The organism is Parapedobacter tibetensis (assembly GCF_024704835.1).
In the GTDB taxonomy this organism is placed as follows: domain Bacteria; phylum Bacteroidota; class Bacteroidia; order Sphingobacteriales; family Sphingobacteriaceae; genus Parapedobacter; species Parapedobacter tibetensis.
This window is the reverse complement of sequence record NZ_JAMXBE010000006.1, coordinates 279,176-300,144: the sequence shown is the minus strand read 5'-3', so window position 1 is coordinate 300,144 and position 20,969 is coordinate 279,176. Positions and strand designations below refer to the sequence as shown.

Below are 20,969 nucleotides of genomic sequence, written 5' to 3'. Positions count from 1 at the left end.
ATTGACTCCACCACCGTTGATTCTGCCGTTGCGTGTGCTGAAAATGCCCTTTGGTAGTTTTTTTGTTCGGATATAGGGGAAGGATGCCTGAATTACTTATGCGATTTAGTGCTGCCACGTGGGACAAATGGGGGGCGATGCCAGTTCACCTTCATACCAAGGGCCGGGTGCTACCGGCTGTTGATGTATTGGATGGCTTTCTCCAACACCTCATCGCGGCCCGCTTTAATGCCTTTGATCGTTGGTTTCGCTTCGATATCGGGGACAATGCCCACCCGTTGCGTTTCGCGGCCATCGGGATAGTAAACCCCGATGCCGCTAATTGCTGTCTGTATACCGCCCGGCAGCACAATTGGTGATACGTTGCCATCGGCAGCTGCCGTTGTGGAACCGATGACCGTCGCATTTGGATGCACACGGTACGACATGGCCTGAAACTCGGCGGCACTCTGCGTCACTTCGTTGACCAATATCACCACTTTCCCCTTGTAGGGGCTGGCGTTCTTTTTGCCCGTGTCCATCGTAGGTGTCATGGTAAACAATCCCGGCTGTTGCACGCTGCCCATGGTAAACTTCGCGAAAGGCGTATTGTCGGCCATCAGAAACTCTCCAACCCGATTGGCACCGGGCCGTTGCGGATAATTCCGGTTGTCAATGATCAATCCCTTTGCGTTTTGGATGGTTTCCCAAAATGTGGCGAGGTCATCCGCGTTAAGCGTGCCGTTGTTCAGGTACGCGATTTCGTCGGTTAACATACGGAAACTGGTATCCTTGCTGACAAATCGATTATGCATGGTCAGCAGTTTTGGTTCAAAGGTTTCCAGCGCTGTTGTTCGCATGGTCCCATCGCGCTTGAACTCGATTCGGATTAATGAGTCATTTGTCCTCAGCAATTTCGGGGCGATGTCGCGCAGTTGCGTCGGATAATTCGAGGCCGGTGTATACTCCAACCAGTCTTTCACGATCCCTTCAATCGCCCGGCCATTGATCGACGTGATCACATCGCCCACTTCCAAACCAGTGGCTTTTCCCCACTCCGCATGCCGGTATCCGGTTACCACAGCTTGTTCTTCCGCAAACTCCACCTCCACTGGTGCGAACCGTTCACCCAAGAAGTTATCCATTACGGTATTATTGCCCCAAACATTTGCATGGGTATCGTGTATACGTCCGACCAACTCCAATACCGTAAGCATGTACGCACGCTTTTCGTCGGCCTCAGCAAATTTGGGTACGAACTCGCCCAGCACATCCTTCCAGTCTTCGCCGATGAGGTGCCTATAGGGAAAGAAATACTGGATCATGTTCCAATACCGGTACAATGCGAGCAGCCGGAAACCATCGTCATCCGCCTGCATTCTTGGATACGCACTTTCATTGCTGAAATCCGGGTTGCCGACACCCCGATGCATGCCGATGTAGAAGTGCTCACCCGTACGTTTGGCATCCTTGACATCCAGTAACAACGCGGTCAGGGCATCCGAAAAGCCGCTTGCCAAAATCCATTCCAGGTCGGGTTCGAGTTTCACTTCCGCTGATGCCCGCCGCGTGGCATCGCCCTTTTCGAACGGCCTCAGCTTACCGATCCACTTTACGAGCACTTCATCCCGTTCGTCTTTACCGCCCACCGCCAATACCGAAGGGAGTATCCGGAACAACTCGTAATCCCAATTGAAATCACCTTTGGCAATATTGGGGTGGTAGTATTTGACGAATCCCCATACCAAACCCAGCACCTTCAAGTTTTCGGACCGTGCACCATCGAGCACCGGCAGGCTGATCGTTGACCCGTTATCGAAAGTGGTATCCAGCTGGGCTGGTACTTTCTTCTTTTCCAAGGGTTCCAGCGTGGCGATGTCCTTGCCGTCGATGGTCACCGCCAGACTATCGAACCAAACTTTGCCCTTTCCCACCAGCAGCCCGCCCAGAACGGTCTGGTCGGTTTTCTCCGGGTTCATTGGGAGGGCAAACTCATACCTGGTCCAGTCCGTGGTGCCCGCCAGGCCCTGCTGCTGCATGTTGTTGAATGCCAACTGTGGATCGATACGCAGCCACAATCCAGCAAACCCCTCCACATCCTCCGTTTTAATGTATCCCGAAAGCGTGATCTCCCTGCCGGGGTAGCTGCCCGGAATGGTAAACATCCACGCACGGTACCCCGGATTTTCGGCTTCAAACGCGATTGCCGCGGCATATTTCCCGCTTTTCACCACGGCCGAATCCAGCGACAGTTTGTATCCCGTTTCGCCGAAGTTTCCCCAGCCAACGGGCATGCCATTGAGGGTCTGCTCAAAATCAAAATTAAACGATTGCTTCGCATTCTTCGGCTGGCAGATGGCCGATGTAGACATGACGAGTGATACAGCAAGGAAAACGATTCTTCTCATGGTTTACATCCGTTTTGCTCTGCAAGATAATAAAAAATCACTCCACCCTCAAAACTGTTCTGACGGATGGCGTGGGTAGTTAAATTGGTAGGACAATGGCCTTCAAACCCCGTATCGGGTCTCAGCAAAGTTGGCGATTTCAGCCGTGGTGAAACGATTTACCAAAATAAAGGTTGCTGACTACCTCGTAGCTTTTTTGCTCCGCACCTTTTTCTTCACCTTCTTTTCTAGCATAGTCAATCACATTAGCCACTTTTTTGGACACCGGTTTGCAAGACACCAAGAAAGAATCATGAACATTTTGTATTTTTACCGCAGCTAATCAGCAACACACTTTCCATCGTGTATATTGGTCGGCAATTTGTATAGTACAGTTTTTACACTAAGAGATTACATGAGCGACGAGACGAATCAGACACCCGAAGAAAACCAAGATAACATTCCCAACGATGCTCAATTGGGCAGTAGCCAAACCATCCCTTTGTCTGGATTGTACGAAAACTGGTTTTTGGATTATGCTTCTTACGTTATCCTCGACCGAGCCGTACCGCATATCAATGATGGGTTCAAGCCGGTACAACGCCGTATCCTACATTCGCTGAAGGAAATGGACGATGGGCGGTTCAACAAGGCCGCCAACGTCATCGGCAATACCATGAAATACCATCCGCATGGCGATGCCTCCATCGGTGATGCCATGGTGCAGATCGGACAGAAAAACCTGCTGATTGATTGCCAAGGTAATTGGGGTGATCCCGTGACAGGCGATTCGTCCGCCGCGCCACGGTACATCGAAGGCCGCCTGTCAAAATTTGCCAACGAAGTGGTTTTCAATTCCGATACCACCGAGTGGCAGCTTAGCTATGATGGGCGCAATAAGGAACCTGTGACATTGCCAGTCAAATTCCCTTTGCTCTTGACCCAAGGTGCCGAAGGCATAGCTGTGGGGCTGGCCACCAAGATCATGCCGCATAACTTTATCGAGCTCATCGATAGTTCCATCGATATATTACGGGGCGGGCGTCCCAATCTCCTGCCTGACTTCCCCACAGGTGGCCTAGCCGATTGCTCGGCTTACAACGAGGGACAACGCGGCGGAAAGATACGGGTACGTGCTAAAATCGAGGAACGCGATAAAAAGACGTTAGCGATCACCGAAATCCCATATGGCACCACTACAGGTGGGTTGATCGATAGTGTGGTGGCTGCCAATGAAAAGGGTAAAATCAAAATCAAAAAGATTGAGGACAACACCGCCCAAAATGTGGAAGTCATCATTCACCTTGCCCCAGGCATCTCACCCGATGTGACCATTGATGCCTTGTATGCATTCACTTCCTGCGAAGTATCCATATCGCCCAATACCTGCGTAATCAAGCATGATAAGCCCCATTTCATGGGGGTGAACGATATATTGGTCGAAAATACCAAACAGACTAAAAGCCTGCTCAAACAGGAGCTCGAAATAAAACTGAAAGAACTGCAGGAGCGGATTTTTTTCAGCAGCCTGCTCAAGATATTCATCCAGGAGGGGATGTACAAGCATGCTGATTATGAAAATTCCGGTGATTTCGAAACCGTGACTGAGGTGCTCACCCGCCTATTTACTCCTTTTTTCAGTCAGTTTTACCGCGAAATACTGCCGGAAGACTACAAGAAACTCATTGAAAAACCCATGAGTAGCATCACCCGCTTCGATGTAGCGAAAGCTGATGAACAAATGGCCTCACTGGAGGAAGAAATCAAAAAGGTACGGCACCATCTCCGGCATCTCACCGACTATGCCATCGCTTGGTTTGAGCGCCTCAAGGAAAAATATGGCAAGGGCCGTGAACGGAAAACCGAACTACGGGCTTTTGACCGGGTGGAGGCCGCTCAGGTGGCACTCGCCAATGTGAAAATTTACGTAAACCGCGCCGATGGATTTATAGGTACGGGTATGCGCAAAGACGAATATGTGGGCGATTGCTCTGACCTGGATGACATCATCGTATTCCGAAGTGATGGCAAGTGTCTAGTTACCAAAGTGCAGGATAAGGTTTTCGTGGGTAAAGACATTGTCCACGTGGCCGTGTTCAAAAAAGGAGACGACCGAACGGTCTATAACATGGTTTACCGCGATGGAAAATCAGGCGTATCCTACGTGAAACGCTTTTCCGTGTTGGGGGTAACGCGCGACAAGGAATATGACTTGACCAAAGGGAGCAACGGCTCCAAAACGCTCTACCTCACAGCCAATCCAAATGGGGAAGCCGAGGTGGTGAACATCCAACTGAAACCGCATTCGAAACTCCGCAAATTGCAGTTCGACCTCGATTTTGCAGAAGTAGCCATCAAGGGACGAGGCTCCCAAGGCAATATCTTGACGAAATACCCCATCAAAAAAATCATGTTGAAGAGCAAGGGAGTATCTACGTTGACGGGGCGCAAAATCTGGTATGACGATGTGCGCAAACGGCTTAATGCGGATCGACGTGGCAAATACCTTGGGGAGTTTGACAGTGATGACAAAATCCTCACCGTAATGGCCGACGGTTCTTATGAGCTGTGCAGCTTCGAACTGAGCAACCATTTCGATGACAAAATGGTGCGCATTGAAAAATACGACCGACAACGGGTGTACAGTGTGGTGCATCGCGACGGCAAATCGGGCGTCCACTATGTCAAACGATTTACCTTTGAGGATACGCCATTAGGCAGACGGACCTCCGTCATTAATGACGAACCGGGGTCAAAATTGGTACTCATCACCAATGCCACCATACCATGGGTACATGTGGATCTACAGAAAGGTAAATCACAAAACCTGGATGCTACGGAGCAAAACCTTGCCGATATCATCGATGTGAAAGGCATGAAGGCCCAAGGTAATCGGCTTAGCCCACATGAAGTGAAGAAGGTAACATTAATCGCCGCGGAAGATGAGCTGTCCCCGGGTGAAATCCAGAGCACACCCCCGGAAACCGAGCAAGGCGCTGAAAACAGCCTTGACACTGACATGGAAAGCAAAACAACCCCAGCCCAAGAAGAAGCAGTAGAAGAAGAACCAAAGGAAGCGGTCGAACCGCCTCCAACGGTAACCGAGCCCCCCCCATCAATAGACCATGCTGATGATGATCAACCTTCCGCACCGGAAAAGGATAAGGAGGAACCGACCAATCAAAAACAGCAATCTGACGTGGACTTTGAGATTACCAATCCAGATGATATACAGATAGATGATAATGGACAAATTGGCTTATTTTGATTAGCCTTAAATCCAATATATTGGCTCCTACCTATTGGTGTTGGAGCCATAACCTGCTAGGCATACGTCGTTTGTACACCATTCTTTATCGTTCCCCCAGCGCACAACAACCCGCTTAAACACTTAATTTTATCATTTTTTAACAAAAAATTGATGTTTGTTACATAAAAAATCAGCAAACAGCCTATTTTTTAGTTATTTTTCAACGAATTACGTGTTTTTTTAAAAAACACTTGATTGAAATTAAAATATGTAATATATTTGCTACCATGAAATCCGTTAATCTAATATAAAACGGGAAACATCTACCTTATAATAACAAGTAAAACGGCTCTTTGGCACAAAAAGAATAGTGTTTTGTGTCTTCCAGCCTCTGGATACTAAAACAAAGAATTCAGTATAGTTTTACAAAAATATTGTCCAATGTTCTATGATAAAATGCCATTCAAATGAAATTGCAATTACACATGGATAGTATTAATTGGTTCCAACATGCATTATACCATACCCTAAACAGGGGTGCAAGTGCTTTATTTATACGCATCTGTATGGGGCAAGGTTGGGCCAATAATATGGCCGAGAATTAGAGAGGCCATTATATAGCTCTTTTTCAAATACTGGAATTCCCAATGGGAGATGAAAGGTAAACCGACATAGTGGGTTAATCGTGTCATGATGTTGAGACCGATACAGGATTCGTCATTGAGATTAAACGTTTTAGCCAATTATTGGGTTACTACACGGAACATGGAAGATGCTGAAATATTAGAACAATTGCCCAAGCGATCATCAATATTAGACCGCTAGGTATTAAACAATTACAGATACAGATATGAAATAACAAACAGGGACAACATGGACAAGGGTTAATTCATTCAATCATCATCATCATTAAACAATCAACACCGTGAACGCCAACGTCGCAAAACAACCGCAGACACGCTATTTATTCATCATCAAATACGTGATTGGTGCCTCAGACGTGTTATTGATGAATCTAGCTTTCATCGCATCCGCCTTAATCGCTTATGGTTTTTCTACATCTGGGTCTCCACCCCAAGATCAACAAGTTTTCCAACAAGAAACGTTGGTCGTAATCAATTTGGTTTGGTTGCTATTGGCCAGTATCTTCGGCTTGTATCGCAATGACACTATCACCTCGCTCGAAGATATCTACCGCTCTTCTTGGCGCACAGGTTTATTCCATTTGATCATTTGTTGTTCGTATTTCTCATTTTCCAAACAAATCGATGTTTCTCCCTACCACCTCCTTATCTTTTACACGTTTTTCGGTGGCCTGATCATCTTGAGTCGTTTCACTGGTACTTATTTCCAATTTACGTTGGACAAACACTTCCGTATTCGTGAACGGGTAAGCATCATGGGCAATGATAGTAACACCAGCAAGCGATTGGCTTCCTATTTTGAGCAACACCAACTCAATTACAAATTGGAAAACTTGCCTATCAAGGATGAAATGTTTATCGATGGGCAGGGGAAACTGCAAATAGCTACCGTAGGCAAACATTTCATGAAAGCCGCGGTAGCGGGTGTACGGGAAATATATTTATCGCTAAAGCCTCAATACCTTTCGCATGCCACGGCATTGGCCGAGGAAGCCGACAAGCATTGCCTAAGGCTTAATTTTGTACCTGACCTGAGCGATGGCTTTGATAGCTCCTATCATGTCCAATACCTCAATGCGTTCCCCGTTCTTACGGTTCGCAAAGAGCCCATGAGCGAGATTAGCAATCGATTCAAGAAACGTATATTCGATTTGTCTTTCAGCATTTTAGTGGTTGTATTCATCCTCAGTTGGCTATATCCCATCATTGCCATACTCATCAAAATGCAAAGCCCAGGGCCCGTCCTGTTCAAACAATTACGCAGTGGCAGGAATAATGAATCATTTTACTGCTATAAGTTCAGGAGCATGCGGGTAAATAGCGATAGCGACCGGAAACAGGCAAGTAAAGACGACGACCGGATTACCCCTATCGGAAGGTTCCTTCGCAAGACCAGTCTCGATGAGCTACCTCAGTTTATCAATGTACTGAAAGGCGAAATGAGTGTCATCGGCCCCCGCCCCCATATGTTGGCGCATACGGAGGAATACAGTACCATCATCAAAAAATACATGGTACGGCATTTTGTAAAGCCCGGTATCACAGGGTGGGCCCAAGCTAACGGCTATAGAGGGGAAACTAAAGACTCCACCTTAATGGAAAAACGGGTGGAACATGATGTCTGGTACCTCGAAAATTGGACGGCAATGCTCGATGTAAGGATTGTTTTCTTAACCATCATCAACATGGTGAAGGGAGAAGAAAACGCACATTAAGCATACGGTGAGGCATCATTGGCCTGAAATTCACAAAACACACACCACACAAGTACGCATTGCTTACTATTTAGATGGGAATTCAAAATCTTAAAAAAATAAGGGCCATGCCAACAAACCTACTGGGCCTTCTAGGCAACCATGTGGTAATCCAAATAACATACATATTCCCCATTTGATTAATGTCTATGTTGAGAAAAAAAATTAACAAAAAATCGAATTGTATTATCACCTGTCTCTTTTTTTTATCCTGCTGCTTTACAGCTTGTGTTTCCACGAAGGAAACCGTTTATTTTAGCGACATCTCCCCGGACAGTCCTCGGGTAAAACTCCCAGAATACCATGAACCCATCATTCAAGTCGATGACATCCTACATATCACCATCCAAACCCTTGATGGGAGTTCCACGGCAGCCATCAATCAATTTTCAGGAGGCACCTCAGATGCAGGAAGCCAAGCAACGCCCATGAGTGGTGCCGCTCCAGGTGGATACTTGGTGGATGAGGAGGGGCAAGTCACCATACCCATACTGGGCAGGCTGCAAGTGGCAGGTTTGACCACTTCGGAAGTACGCCGCCGCATCACCAAAGATGCATCGCGATATTTCAACGACCCCACAGTACAAGTACGATTCTCCAATTTCAAAATAACGGTAATCGGTGAAGTAGCAAAACCGGCTACCTATACCGTACCCAACGAAAAAGTAACCATACTGGATGTCTTGGGAATGGCCGGCGATCTCACCATTCACGGCAAACGGGACAATATACTGTTGGTACGTGAAAACAATGGAGAGAAAGAGTTCATCCGTTTTAATTTAAATTCTCAAGACATCTTTAATTCACCCTACTTCTACCTAAAACAGAATGATGTCATTTATGTCGAACCGGGCAAGGGCAAGATAGCATCAACCAACGCTGCACGTACACAAGCCATCTCCATTGCGGCTACCGTGGTTTCTATTTTGACATTGGTCATTTCGAGGCTTTTATAATTATAATATAAACACAGATTGATAGATATGAAGGAGAGGCTGGAAGAGGATTTTGAGCTTGAAACACAAGACGACAACAAGGGGCTAATCGAGTTTTTAGGTAAGCTATTATCCAATTGGTATTGGTTTGCACTATGTGGCTTTATTGGTCTGGCAATTGCCTTCTTGAAATTACGTTACAGCACCCCGCAATATAGAATCAATGCAAAGGTGCTGGTTACGGATGGGGAGAAAGGTTCGTCTACCTCGGGACAAGGAGCGTTCATGGGCGATTTCAACAACCTTTTTGGTGGGGTTAGCTCCGTGGATAACGAAGCGGAGATCCTGAAAACCAGGTACCTCATGGAACAGGTGGTTCAAAAACTCAATGCCCAGGTTAATTATTACCTACCGGGGAACATACGGGATGTGGAAATTTTCCGGCCGCCTTTTCATGTCTCCCTACTCCAGACCGACAGCCTAAGGGGGGGAACTTTTTACCTCACACGTACCGAGGGGGAGAACATCTTGATTACACGAGATGGCTTTGAACAGGAGGCCATTTTCAACCAGCCATTTGACCTTCCCGGCCTGGGGACTGTCCTGATCACCCGCAATGCAGATATATTGTTGGAGGATAAGCCTTATAAATTCCAGGTAGTATCGCTGGATTCCCGTGTCAATGAATATATGGGACGTCTTTCGGTGGCCGTTAATAATAAACTGGTTTCCATTATCAGCCTAGCGTTTGAGTATCCGTTAAAGGATAAAGGCGAAGAGATTTTACGCACGATTATTCGGACCTATACGGAGAATAACCTAAAAGCCAAGAACACCATTGCCGACAGTACCATTTCATTTATTGAAACCCGACTTGTATTTGTGGGTCAGGAATTGGGAGATGTGGAGGGCGATATCGAAACGTTCCGTCAATCGCGGCAACTGGCAGATATGAATACGCAGTCTCAATTATTACTCCAAAACTCCAGCGATTATATCAAAGAGCTGGCCGAAGTGGAAACCCAGTTGAACATCATGGCCAATCTCAAAGCGTATTTACTGGACGAAGCGAATGAACGTGTGCTCCCCATCGCTATCTTGCCGAACGATATGATTTTCAATTCGCTGGTGGAACGGTATAATACCTTGCTACTGGACAGGGACCGACGTTTGTTGAGTGCCACGCCTGACAACCCGTCCATCCAGAACCTGAACAAACAACTATCAAATTTGCGTGCCGATATGCTTGCCAACATGAATAACACGCAAAACCGCCTGGAGATTATCCGTAATGACTTGGAACGAAAAACCGGACAGTTGGAATCCGAGGTGACGAGTATTCCAGCCACGGAACGTAAGTACTTGGATTTGACCCGGCAACAACAAATCAAGCAAGAATTGTATGTATACCTATTGCAGAAAAGAGAAGAAACGGCCATCAGCAAAACGGCCAATATTTCCAATAGCCGGGTCATTGACCCCCCCAAGGTGGCTGCACACCCATTCAGTCCGAGACGCTCAACGACCTTATTGGTTGGATTGCTGATTGGCTTGGCCGTTCCTTTCATCATAATCTATCTCCGCAATTTACTCAACACACGTGTCCACACCGTAGAGGACATCACTCGGTATACGCAGGTGCCTGTGGCTGGCGAGATCAGCCACAGCCCGTCAAAGGAAACGCTGGTCGTAGGTTGGAATTCCCGCTCGGCCATTGCCGAACAGTTCCGTTCATTGCGCACCAACCTAGCTTTTTACTTGAACGATCCGAATCGGAAAACCATCTTACTTACTTCCAGTATGAGTGGCGAAGGGAAGTCTTTCGTAGCGTTGAATATGGCCATGATCTTTGCCATTTCAAAAAAGAAAGTAGTGGTGATGGAAATGGACTTACGCAAACCCAATCTCTCGACAAAACTCAACATCACCAATGATTTCGGTTATACAAACTATGTAATCACCCAATCACTTGCTCCAGCGGACATTATCAAACCTTCCGGGATACACGAGGGCTTATTCATCATCAGTTCTGGCCCCATCCCTCCAAATCCGGCAGAAACCATTCTCAGTAATCGCATGGATGAGTTGATGACTTACATGAAAAAGGAATTTGACTACATCATCATCGATGCTCCGCCCGTAGGGTTGGTTACCGATGCCCAGTTACTCAGCGATCATGCTGACTTAACATTGTATTTAGTACGACGCGGGTTCACACACAAGAACCAACTGGCTATACCGGAAAGCCTGTATCGTAACCAAAAAATGAAACAGATAGCCTTGCTTATAAATGACATGAAGTCCAAGGGTGGGTATGGCTATGGCCCTGGATATGGGAGCTATGGGGAGGATGCCGAAAACCATCGTAAACGATGGTGGTGGCCATTTCGAAAAAAACGATAACAAACTAAAATAATAATCTACCAACGTGAATACTAATAGCAAAATATACATCGCAGGACACCGTGGCATGGTAGGCAGTGCCATCAAGCGTCAACTGGAGGAACGAGGCTACACCAACCTGGTTTTGCAAACATCAGCATCACTTGATCTCCGCAATCAACAAGCGGTACAGCAATTTTTCGCTGCCGAACAGCCAGAATACGTGTTTTTAGCAGCAGCGAAAGTGGGTGGCATCCTAGCCAACAATACCTACAGGGCAGATTTCATCTATGAAAACCTCATTATGGAAGCCAATGTCATCCATGCTGCACATCAGTTCAACGTTAAAAAACTAATGTTTCTAGGCAGCAGTTGCATTTATCCCAAAATGGCACCGCAACCCCTGAAGGAAACATACCTGCTCACGGGGCCTTTGGAAGAAACCAATGAACCGTATGCCATCGCAAAAATAGCGGGCATCAAGCTCTGCGAAGCTTACCATGATCAATATGGGGATGATTTCATCAGCGTAATGCCTACTAACCTATATGGGATTGGTGACAATTACCATCCGGAGAATTCGCATGTGCTGCCGGCGCTGATCCGTCGCTTCCATGAGGCAAAACAGGAAGGGGCCTCTTCGGTAACCATCTGGGGCAGCGGCACTCCCAAACGCGAGTTTCTCTATGCCGATGATTTAGCAGAAGCTTGCGTATTCCTGATGGATACCTATAGCGGACGGGAATTGGTCAACATTGGCACCGGGGAGGACCTCAGTATCCGGGAGTTGGCCGAGCTGATTAAAGCGGTGGTCGGTTATGAAGGTGAACTGGTATTTGATACCAGTAAGCCCGATGGTACTCCCCGCAAACTGATGGATGTATTGAAATTACACCGGTTGGGCTGGCAACACAAAACCACCCTCGAAGAGGGCATCGCCTTGGCCTACCAGGATTTTTTAAGAAATGAATTTGCCATGCGTTAAATGAATTGCAATACCTAATACCCACAACATAACAACACAGCATATGAAAACAGCATTAATCACAGGCGTCAACGGACAGGATGGAGCCTATCTTGCCGAATTATTATTAGGAAAAGGATACATGGTTCATGGAGTGAAACGCCGCTCTTCGCTAATTAATACGGATCGGATAGACCACCTGTATCAGGATCCACATGCAGAAAACGTATATTTTAAACTGCATTATGGCGATATGACGGATAGCACCAACCTGATCCGCATCATCCAGGAGACCCAGCCGGATGAAATCTACAACTTAGCGGCGATGAGTCATGTGAAAGTGAGTTTTGATACCCCGGAATATACGGCCAACGCAGATGGTATTGGTACACTGCGCATTCTGGAAGCCATCCGTATACTGGGACTCGAAAGCAAAACCCGGATTTATCAGGCCTCCACCTCTGAATTATACGGGTTGGTACAAGCAGTTCCGCAAAGTGAAACCACGCCGTTTTACCCTCGAAGCCCGTATGCAGTGGCCAAATTATATGCCTACTGGATTACGGTCAACTACCGGGAGGCCTACAATCTTTTTGCCTGTAATGGCATCCTGTTTAATCACGAAAGTCCATTACGTGGGGAAACGTTCGTGACACGCAAGATTACCCGCGCCGTGGCAGCAATTGCACTGGGATTGCAGGAGAAAATGTTTTTAGGCAACCTGGGTGCGCGTAGAGATTGGGGGCACGCCAAAGATTATGTAGAGGCCATGTGGCTGATCCTACAGCAGGAAAAACCCGAAGATTATGTCATCGCTACAGGCGTCACCACCGCAGTGAGGGATTTTGTAAAAATGGCCTTTCGTGAAGTAGGTGCGGAAGTGGAGTTTACGGGCGAAGGGGTGGAAGAAAAAGGGATTATCAAATCGGTATCAAATCCTGATTTTGCCTTAACCATAGGGCAGGAAGTTGTGTCTGTGGATCCCGCATATTTCAGACCCACCGAAGTGGAATTATTGATCGGGGATCCTACGAAATCAAAAACCAAACTGGGTTGGGAACCCAAATATAATCTCGCATCACTATGCAGCGAGATGGTTGCTTCAGATCTGGAGATTTTCCGTAAAGACAATAAGACACAATGGGAGCATTTGATTGGGTAATCATTCGAACTTGTAAATGGACAACGATAAACGATTAGTTGCACAAGGAATATTCTGGAGCAGTGTGAAAATGATTGTCGAACAATCCTTTTCATTCATTGTTAAGCTCCTGCTTGCTAAACTTTTGTTCCCCGAGCAATTTGGCATAGTTGGGATGGCAACGGTGTTTACCGGCTTTGTTCAAGTATTGACGGATTTAGGCATCGGGGCCGCATTGGTTCAGAAACGTGAAGAAGATGTAAAGCCTGTACATTTTTATACCGCCTTTTCTACGGGGGTAGGTTTGTCTGTATGCCTGTTTATTATCATGGCGTTCATCATTGCTCCTTTTGCTGCCATTTTTTATAAACAGGACATATTAAGAACGCTTATTCCCATTATCAGTATTGGAATTCTGCTTAGCCCGATCAATCTGGTCAACAAGGCTCAATTAGTGAGGCGGATGGATTTCAAAAGCATCTCTAAGATTGAGAATATCTCCAGTATCGTTGCGGGCCTCATTGCCTTGTTAATGGCATACTTGGGTGCGGGCGTATGGTCGCTGGCGCTAATGCCGGTAATTACAATTTTGATGGCTGCACCCCAATATTTTCGTAAAACAAAATGGCTCCCTAAATTAATTTGGGATAAAGTCGCCTTCAAGGATATATTCGGTTTTGGCATTTATACAACGGGCACCAATATCGTTAGTTACCTCATCAATAATATCGATTATCTGCTCATTGGCAAATTGCTTAGTGCCCAGCTCTTAGGTGCTTATACGTTGGCTTTCGTTCTGACCGATTCTTTCAGGGCGAAAATCATGTCTGTGATGAACAGCGTGATGTATCCGTTCTATAGCAAGAAACAGAATGACCCAACAGCTATCCGAGGATGGTATTTGAAAGTAATTGAATATAACAGCATCGCCGTTTACCCGTTGATGGTACTCTTCCTCTTATTTGGAAGAGATATTGTGATTTTCTTTTTTGGCGACAAATGGGAGGATTCCATAGCCCCGTTAAAAATACTGGCTTGTTCTGTATTCTTCCACATGATGGTAAATAGCAACACGGTCTTAATCCGTGGACTGGGTCGTCCCAAACTGGAGCTTAAATTACAAGTTTTCAAAGGCATCATTTTTATGTCATCGTTATATATTTTTATTGTCAATTGGGGGGTCATTGGCGCTGCCTTCGCGGTTTTATTTAACAAAATCATCGCGGTTATTATAGCGCAGTATACATTTAAGTACCTGCTAAGCCTACAAATCAGTACTGGCCAATTCTTAAAGGCCATGAAAGTACCGATGATTTCATCGGCTATCGCAGGGGCAATGGGTTATGTCCTATCGGAAATCATGGGTTGGCATACGATCCTATGCATTGCCGTTGTCGGTGCTGCATATATAGGTGCTGTTTGGATGTTGATGAAAGACGAAATCATCAATCAATTCAACCAATTCAAAGGCTTGCGGAAAGGAAAGGTCGTAAATGTTAGTTGATGGTTATTAAATCAATCTCATAAATATGAAATTATTGCCAGGAAAGTTCAGAGCAAAAGTAGCTCGAACAATCAAAAATTCTTCGATTGGGAAGAGCGTTTATTATTTGTTCATAACAACTAGGTTTAAGGACGAGAGTATAGCGGTTTTCCGAGGTATAAAAATGTATCAGTCGAGTTCCAGCTCGGGGAATATCAGTACATTAAGACGGAATATCCACCGTATAGAAAAGGGATTGATCACGCCAAATCCCAGGCCATACTTTGCAGAATCCTACATCCATGAAACTGTTGTTCAATTTAAGAAAATTGCATCCTTAGGACATGATAAAAGCAGCGCCCAATGGGCATTTGGCATACTCAATCAATATTTCCAAACGGTACAAAGTACGCCCAAGATAAAACAAGCGGAAACCTTATTTTTAGAAAGCGCAAAGGATTCAGAACCAGCGAACCATCGGACCTTTAAAGCTGAGGAACGCGCTCCAAACACGATAACACATACTGATTTTCTTAATTTAAATATCAAGCGAAGATCGGTTAGGTACTATCTCCAACAACAAGTTCCAAGAGAGTTGGTCGAAAAAGCGGTTGCTGTTGCCTTGCAGGCCCCAAGTGCTTGTAATAGGCAACCTTTTATGTTTCGAATCATAGATGACCCAGAACTGTTGAAAACTGCATCGCGTTTACCTATCGGTACAGAATCCTTTGCAGATCAAATTCAAATGATGGTTTTTGTTGTGGGTGATTTGAGCTACTACTTCGATGTCCGCGATAAGCACGTTATTTATATCGACGGATCCCTGGCAGCCATGAACTTCATACTAAGTCTTGAAACCTTGGGACTATCATCATGCATGATTAATTGGGGTGATATCCCTGAACGGAACAAGGCCTTAAAAGACTTCCTCCACTTGAACGTTTGGGAACGCTGTGTAATGGCAATCTCGGTTGGATATGCAGATCCCAAAGGGGGCATCCCTTCTTCTATCAAAAAACATCCCATAAACGTAATTAAATATAATGTATAATGACAATTCAAATTGATGGCACCAATACCGTGAATAAAGGCGCTGAATTAATGCTTTATTCGATTTTGAAGGAAATTGAACATCGTTATCCAAATGCCAGCGTGGTATATAATTCGTCAGCTGGGTCGGTCGACCAGATTGATACTACTTTAGCTATCAAGAGAAGATTTTGGTTGACATTTTGGCGTTACCCCAAGGCAATCCTTTCAAGGTTCAACCTCAAACATGACTATGACGTCTTTTCCGTGTACCATCCCGCTAAAAAAATCCATTTGTTATTGGACGCTGGTGGTTTCCAATTTTCTGACCAATGGAACCACAGTGGCAAATTCTTAACCAGGTTAGAAAAATATTATAAGACGCTGAAAAAACATGGGACAAAGATTATTTTGCTTCCGCAAGCCTTTGGCCCCTTCGAAACATCAAATGGTAGAGAATGCGCTGCCATATTAAACCATTACGTCGATTTATTAATCGCCAGGGAACCAACATCAAAGCAGTATTTACTGAGCGCAGGTGTTGCTAGCGATAAAGTGTGGCAGTATACCGACTTTACGGGATTAATGGATGGTGCTTTACCGAGCAAGTATGATTTCATTAAGAACAGGATATGCATTATCCCTAACAAAAAAATGTTTACGCATTCGCCTTTACAGCCTAAACAATATTTTCAATTCGTAAAGAAAGTTTGTGATGCCGCAAAAGAGAAAGGTCAAGAAGTTTTCTTGTTGAACCACGAGGGCGTAGGCGACCTCGCCATATGCAAGCAAATCAATGATGAATTAGGGCTTTCCTTACCTATTATTTCTGGATTAAATTCCAAAGAAATCAAGGGTGTCATTGGAGCATCGTATGCTGTTATCTCTTCGCGGTTTCATGGTGTGGCGAGTTCATTAACACAGGGTGTCCCTTGTTTAGCGACAAGTTGGAGCCATAAATATAAGCTCTTGTTTAACGATTTTGGACAATCCGAAATGGTGTTGGATCTCCATAATGATTTTGAAAAAAGTGTAGAAAAAACGGTTTCTTTCCTTGGCGATAGCAGAAATGCAGCTATAAGGCAACATCTGTTGGAAAAAAAGCAAGAGATTAAAGCAATTAATAGAAAAATGTGGGGAGAAATCTGGACATACAGCAAATCAAAGTAAACAATGATAAAAACCCCCATCCATATCGTAATCAATCGACGGAAAGACTATTCCATCTCAGGTTTCGTGGATACTGAATGGGACAATGGCGAGGAACTTTGCTCCAGATACAGTTGGACATGGGCTGTATATCGGATGTTAAAATTCGCAGGACACGATATATCTGTAGGTTATACCTACAAGGAGGGTGCCATCAATATCGTTCATTATTATGGCGTAATGGCTGCGGGTATTAAACCACACAAATTCTTTACGGTTTATCTACGTGCAGATTACCGCAGCATGCCATTTGCACACCTGCAAGTTGTACAGAATAAAACCCAAATTAACGCCAAATCAGTTTGGATAAAGCATCACCCGCAACCCGGGTTAAGACCTCGGGATTCTCATCGGGATGAAATTTCAAATGTTGCTTTTTTTGGCTCTCCAGCTAATACCGTTAAATTAAGTTCCACTACACTCGAAACACTTAAAAACGAAGGATTAAACTTTTTATATAATACCGATTTTTCTGACCGAGCCGATTATTCAACTGTTGACATCGCAATAGGAATTAGGGAGTTTTCGGAAAGGCGGTTCGACCATAAACCCGGAACAAAAATGACAAATGCATGGTTGGCAGGCATCCCATTTGTTGGAGGGGTCGATTCTGCCTTTGAGCAAAATGGTAAGCCCGGCCACGATTACATTCGGGTTTCCAAGGAGCCGGAGCTTATAGCCAATCTTATCACATTGAAAAATGATCCGTCGCTATATGCCGCTTTGATAGCCAACTCCAGGGATATAGCAAAGGATTATACGTTTGAAGCCTGTAGTGCTGCCTGGAGTAAGTTGATTGAGCATAAGGTCCATCCAGTATACAGCAAATGGAAAAAACGGTCACGTACGCACAAAATCATTGAATATTGCGCATATCTATCCTATGTACTTAAGGAAAGATATGTAGTCAAAGGTTTCAGTCAGTTAAAAAAACGTTTTAAAAAAAATTGAACGCTAATAAATACCAACACGATAATAGATGAAGGTAACTCAAATTTGTATTGGCAGGTTCCACCATTTCCATTTAGCCAGGCAGTTGGAAAAGCATAATTTATTGGATAACATATATACCGGTTATCCTAAATTTAAACTGCGTGATGAAGAGGGCATTCCCAAGGGAAAAATTAAAAATTTCCCTTGGTTCCATACACCGTATATGTTTCTCTTGAACAAGGGAATTCGGAAATCATCTTGGTTAACTGAAGAACTTTCATGGATTGCACATGATTCCCTTGACAAACATGTCGCTTCGTCGTTGAAGAATCCCGGAGTAACTGTGTCGTTATCGTCAACAGGTTTGCATGCGGGCAGAAAAACCCAGGCTCTTGGAGGCAAATATATCTGTGATAGGGGATCTTCGCATATTACATTTCAAGACAACATCTTAAAGGAAGAATACGAAAAATGGGGATTGACTTACCAAGGGATTGATAAAAGAATCATCGAAAAGGAGCTTGATGAGTATCAGCAGGCGGATGCGATAACCGTGCCTTCGGAGTTTGTCAGGCAATCGTTTCTATCCCTTGGGGTGCCGGAAAATAAAGTTCGGAAAGTAATCTACGGTGCTCGTTTGGAACGGTTCAGTCGGCTGCAAGATCCAGAAAAGAATAAATTTACGGTGCTTTGGGTAGGTGCGGTTACGCTTCGGAAAGGGTTCATTTATCTGTTGCGGGCATTCCAACAGTTTTCACATCCGAACAAGGAATTTCTGGTAATTGGCCAAGTATCCAAAGAAGTTAAGTTGCTATTGGGTCATGAATCGTTGGATCATGTACGTTTTTTGGGTCAAGTCGCCAATGAATCACTACCCAGCATATACAGTTCAGCCCATGTATTCGCTTTATCGAGTATTGAGGAAGGTTTGGCGTTGGTACAAGGTGAAGCCATGGCCTGTGGCTGTCCAATTATTGCTACTCCAAACACCGGATCGGAAGACATGATCACCGATGGAAGAGAAGGATTTGTCATTCCAATTCGCTCATCAGAAGCAATACAAGTACGGTTGCAGCGATTGGCAGATGAACCGCTATTACGAGACCAAATGGGAGAAAACGCATTGGAAAAAGTAAAGTCGTTAGGTGGTTGGGATCAGTACGGAGCCAATTATGTAAGAACGATTAAGTCGTTGTTGGCAAATCAGTGATAGCTTATGCAGTTAGGAAAGCAACATACCATTCCCCTATCCCCCATTCTCAAAAGGACGAACACTACGGTCCGTACAAGGACAGGCGGGTTTCTGGGGTTATTTATCAAATGGAGTTGGTATGGCATAATACTTTCCGCAGTACTGCAATGCGTGTTTTTTGGAAGCGCCAAAAATATTTTTGCAGTTATTTGTGTTTTGGTGGCTTGGCATATAACCACTTCTTTTGTACTTACAAGATCTTTGCTTTCCCGCTTTACGCTCTCCACGTTCCTCATTATAGGTTTTTCGATTACCCAATTTTACCTACCTATACTATTCACACTATTAGAGGGTAAACCGTTGGTGTATAATTTAGAAGTACCTTATGACGTATTTACCCATTCATTGAGTTCGTTTATTGTATTAATTCTATGCCATCAAGGCTACGTATACGTCCAAAAACGCAAGCCGAACTCAAAATTGAAAATCCAGCGTATGTTGGCCCGCCTCCATTTATACAAACAACCATCAGACCGTCAGATTTGGGTTATAGGCTTCATCGGGTTGGCATCGATGTTTTTTATCCATTTCATCGTGAAGGGAAGTGGTAACGATGGGGAATCTGGTGGAGGTAACGCCGTAATTCAAGGGCTTGTACCCTTTGCGTATGCTCCGTATTTTATCCCATTAAGCAGAATGTTCGGCAATAAACACGCCGACCGCAAGCGCATCATCTATGAGTTATTAATATACACGGTCCTCCTCTTTATTATCAGTATCGGTCGGAATAGTCGGGGTGCCTTCATGATGGGATTTACTTCCATCGGTATTGGTTATTTTCTTGGGTTGCTAATGGGAAAATTCAATTACAAGATATTCACACCAAGGAATTTTCTTCTGGGATTATTGGTATTTTATATCATTACTGGGCCACTATCGGACCTTGGCACGGCCATGGTGGTAGTGCGCGGACAGCGTGGCAGTGTTTCTAGCCAGCAATTGATTGAATTGACCTTGGAAGCATACCAAGATAAGGATGCATTACGAGACTATAAAAACAAGGCGTCACAAAGCGCGATTTCTACAGATTGGGACGAGCATTACTTTGACAACATATTTCTAGCGAGATTCTGCAATCTTAAATTCAATGACCTATGTCTTAGGCATGCTGAACAATTAGAGGGCGTAAGTCCGCTCATGAGACAATATAGTATCCAGCGGTTTTTGATTGTCTTTCCACAACCTATACTGGATTTCATAGGTCTTGAAATAGATAAATCAAAAATTTTACCTTATTCCTCCGCAGACTACTTGTTAGCCCTTTCCAACCAAAGTTATTTGAGAGGCGGTTTGCGTGTGGGGCAATTTTCGGGTGTGGGAATGGCTTCCTTTGGTTGGTGGTACCTTCTGATATTGGGATTAGCGATGATTCCAGTATACTATTTATTGGACTTATTCGTAAGGACGGTTACCATAACCTCCCCTACACGGCTACGCACCTATATCAGCCTTGCTGGGTTGTTGTCGATAACCAGTATTTTCATGTTCCTGTCCTTGTCTTCCATCTCCACTAATGTGATGAATATATTCGCGTATATCATACGGGGTTGGATACAGATGGTACTCCTATACTGGATGATTAGCGCTTGTGCAAGGCTCTTAACTCGTTTCATGAAGTAATATAGTG

The 20,969-nt window shown here is 44.9% G+C and carries 13 protein-coding genes; 12 read left to right on the top strand and 1 reads right to left on the bottom strand.

Annotated features, from left to right (window positions below; genetic code table 11):
* Positions 1-170 precede the first annotated feature (170 nt).
* A complete protein-coding gene (locus NF543_RS12700) occupies positions 171-2,387 on the bottom strand; it encodes a S41 family peptidase (RefSeq protein WP_257668507.1) in 2,217 nt (738 codons plus the stop codon).
* Positions 2,388-2,781: 394 nt separating this feature from the next.
* On the opposite strand from NF543_RS12700, the gene NF543_RS12695 reads away from it, so the two are divergent.
* The 12 genes from NF543_RS12695 to NF543_RS12640 all read left to right on the top strand — a co-directional run bounded on the left by NF543_RS12695 (position 2,782) and on the right by NF543_RS12640 (position 20,962).
* Complete coding sequence (locus tag NF543_RS12695) at positions 2,782-5,634, top strand: DNA gyrase/topoisomerase IV subunit A (RefSeq protein WP_257668506.1); 2,853 nt, start codon at positions 2,782-2,784, stop codon at positions 5,632-5,634.
* A gap of 907 nt (positions 5,635-6,541) precedes the next feature.
* Entirely contained in the window at positions 6,542-7,975 is a 1,434-nt protein-coding gene (locus NF543_RS12690) for an exopolysaccharide biosynthesis polyprenyl glycosylphosphotransferase (RefSeq protein ID WP_257668505.1), read from the top strand.
* Between the two features lie 188 nt (positions 7,976-8,163).
* Positions 8,164-8,970, top strand: coding sequence for a polysaccharide biosynthesis/export family protein (locus NF543_RS12685; RefSeq protein ID WP_257668504.1), 807 nt, complete (start codon positions 8,164-8,166; stop codon positions 8,968-8,970).
* Positions 8,971-8,997: 27 nt separating this feature from the next.
* Positions 8,998-11,352: a GumC family protein gene (locus tag NF543_RS12680; protein ID WP_257668503.1), complete on the top strand. Its 2,355-nt coding sequence runs from the start codon at positions 8,998-9,000 to the stop codon at positions 11,350-11,352.
* Between the two features lie 25 nt (positions 11,353-11,377).
* Positions 11,378-12,316 (top strand): GDP-L-fucose synthase, encoded by a 939-nt coding sequence (gene fcl / locus NF543_RS12675; RefSeq protein WP_257668502.1) that lies wholly within the window; start codon positions 11,378-11,380, stop codon positions 12,314-12,316.
* 43 nt (positions 12,317-12,359) lie between these two features.
* Positions 12,360-13,457 (top strand): GDP-mannose 4,6-dehydratase, encoded by a 1,098-nt coding sequence (gene gmd / locus NF543_RS12670; protein WP_257668501.1) that lies wholly within the window; start codon positions 12,360-12,362, stop codon positions 13,455-13,457.
* A gap of 16 nt (positions 13,458-13,473) precedes the next feature.
* On the top strand, positions 13,474-14,940 hold the full coding sequence (locus tag NF543_RS12665; RefSeq protein ID WP_257668500.1) for a lipopolysaccharide biosynthesis protein: 1,467 nt from the start codon (positions 13,474-13,476) through the stop codon (positions 14,938-14,940).
* Positions 14,941-14,965: 25 nt separating this feature from the next.
* Positions 14,966-15,970, top strand: a complete 1,005-nt coding sequence (locus tag NF543_RS12660) for a nitroreductase family protein (RefSeq protein ID WP_257668499.1) — start codon at positions 14,966-14,968, stop codon at positions 15,968-15,970.
* Complete coding sequence (locus NF543_RS12655) at positions 15,970-17,118, top strand: polysaccharide pyruvyl transferase family protein (RefSeq protein ID WP_257668498.1); 1,149 nt, start codon at positions 15,970-15,972, stop codon at positions 17,116-17,118. Before NF543_RS12660 ends, NF543_RS12655 begins: the two co-directional genes overlap by 1 nt.
* Positions 17,119-17,121: 3 nt before the next feature.
* On the top strand, positions 17,122-18,108 hold the full coding sequence (locus tag NF543_RS12650) for a glycosyltransferase (RefSeq protein WP_257668497.1): 987 nt from the start codon (positions 17,122-17,124) through the stop codon (positions 18,106-18,108).
* 28 nt (positions 18,109-18,136) lie between these two features.
* A complete protein-coding gene (locus tag NF543_RS12645) occupies positions 18,137-19,300 on the top strand; it encodes a glycosyltransferase family 4 protein (protein WP_257668496.1) in 1,164 nt (387 codons plus the stop codon).
* 6 nt (positions 19,301-19,306) lie between these two features.
* Positions 19,307-20,962: a hypothetical protein gene (locus tag NF543_RS12640; RefSeq protein WP_257668495.1), complete on the top strand. Its 1,656-nt coding sequence runs from the start codon at positions 19,307-19,309 to the stop codon at positions 20,960-20,962.
* Positions 20,963-20,969 lie beyond the last annotated feature (7 nt).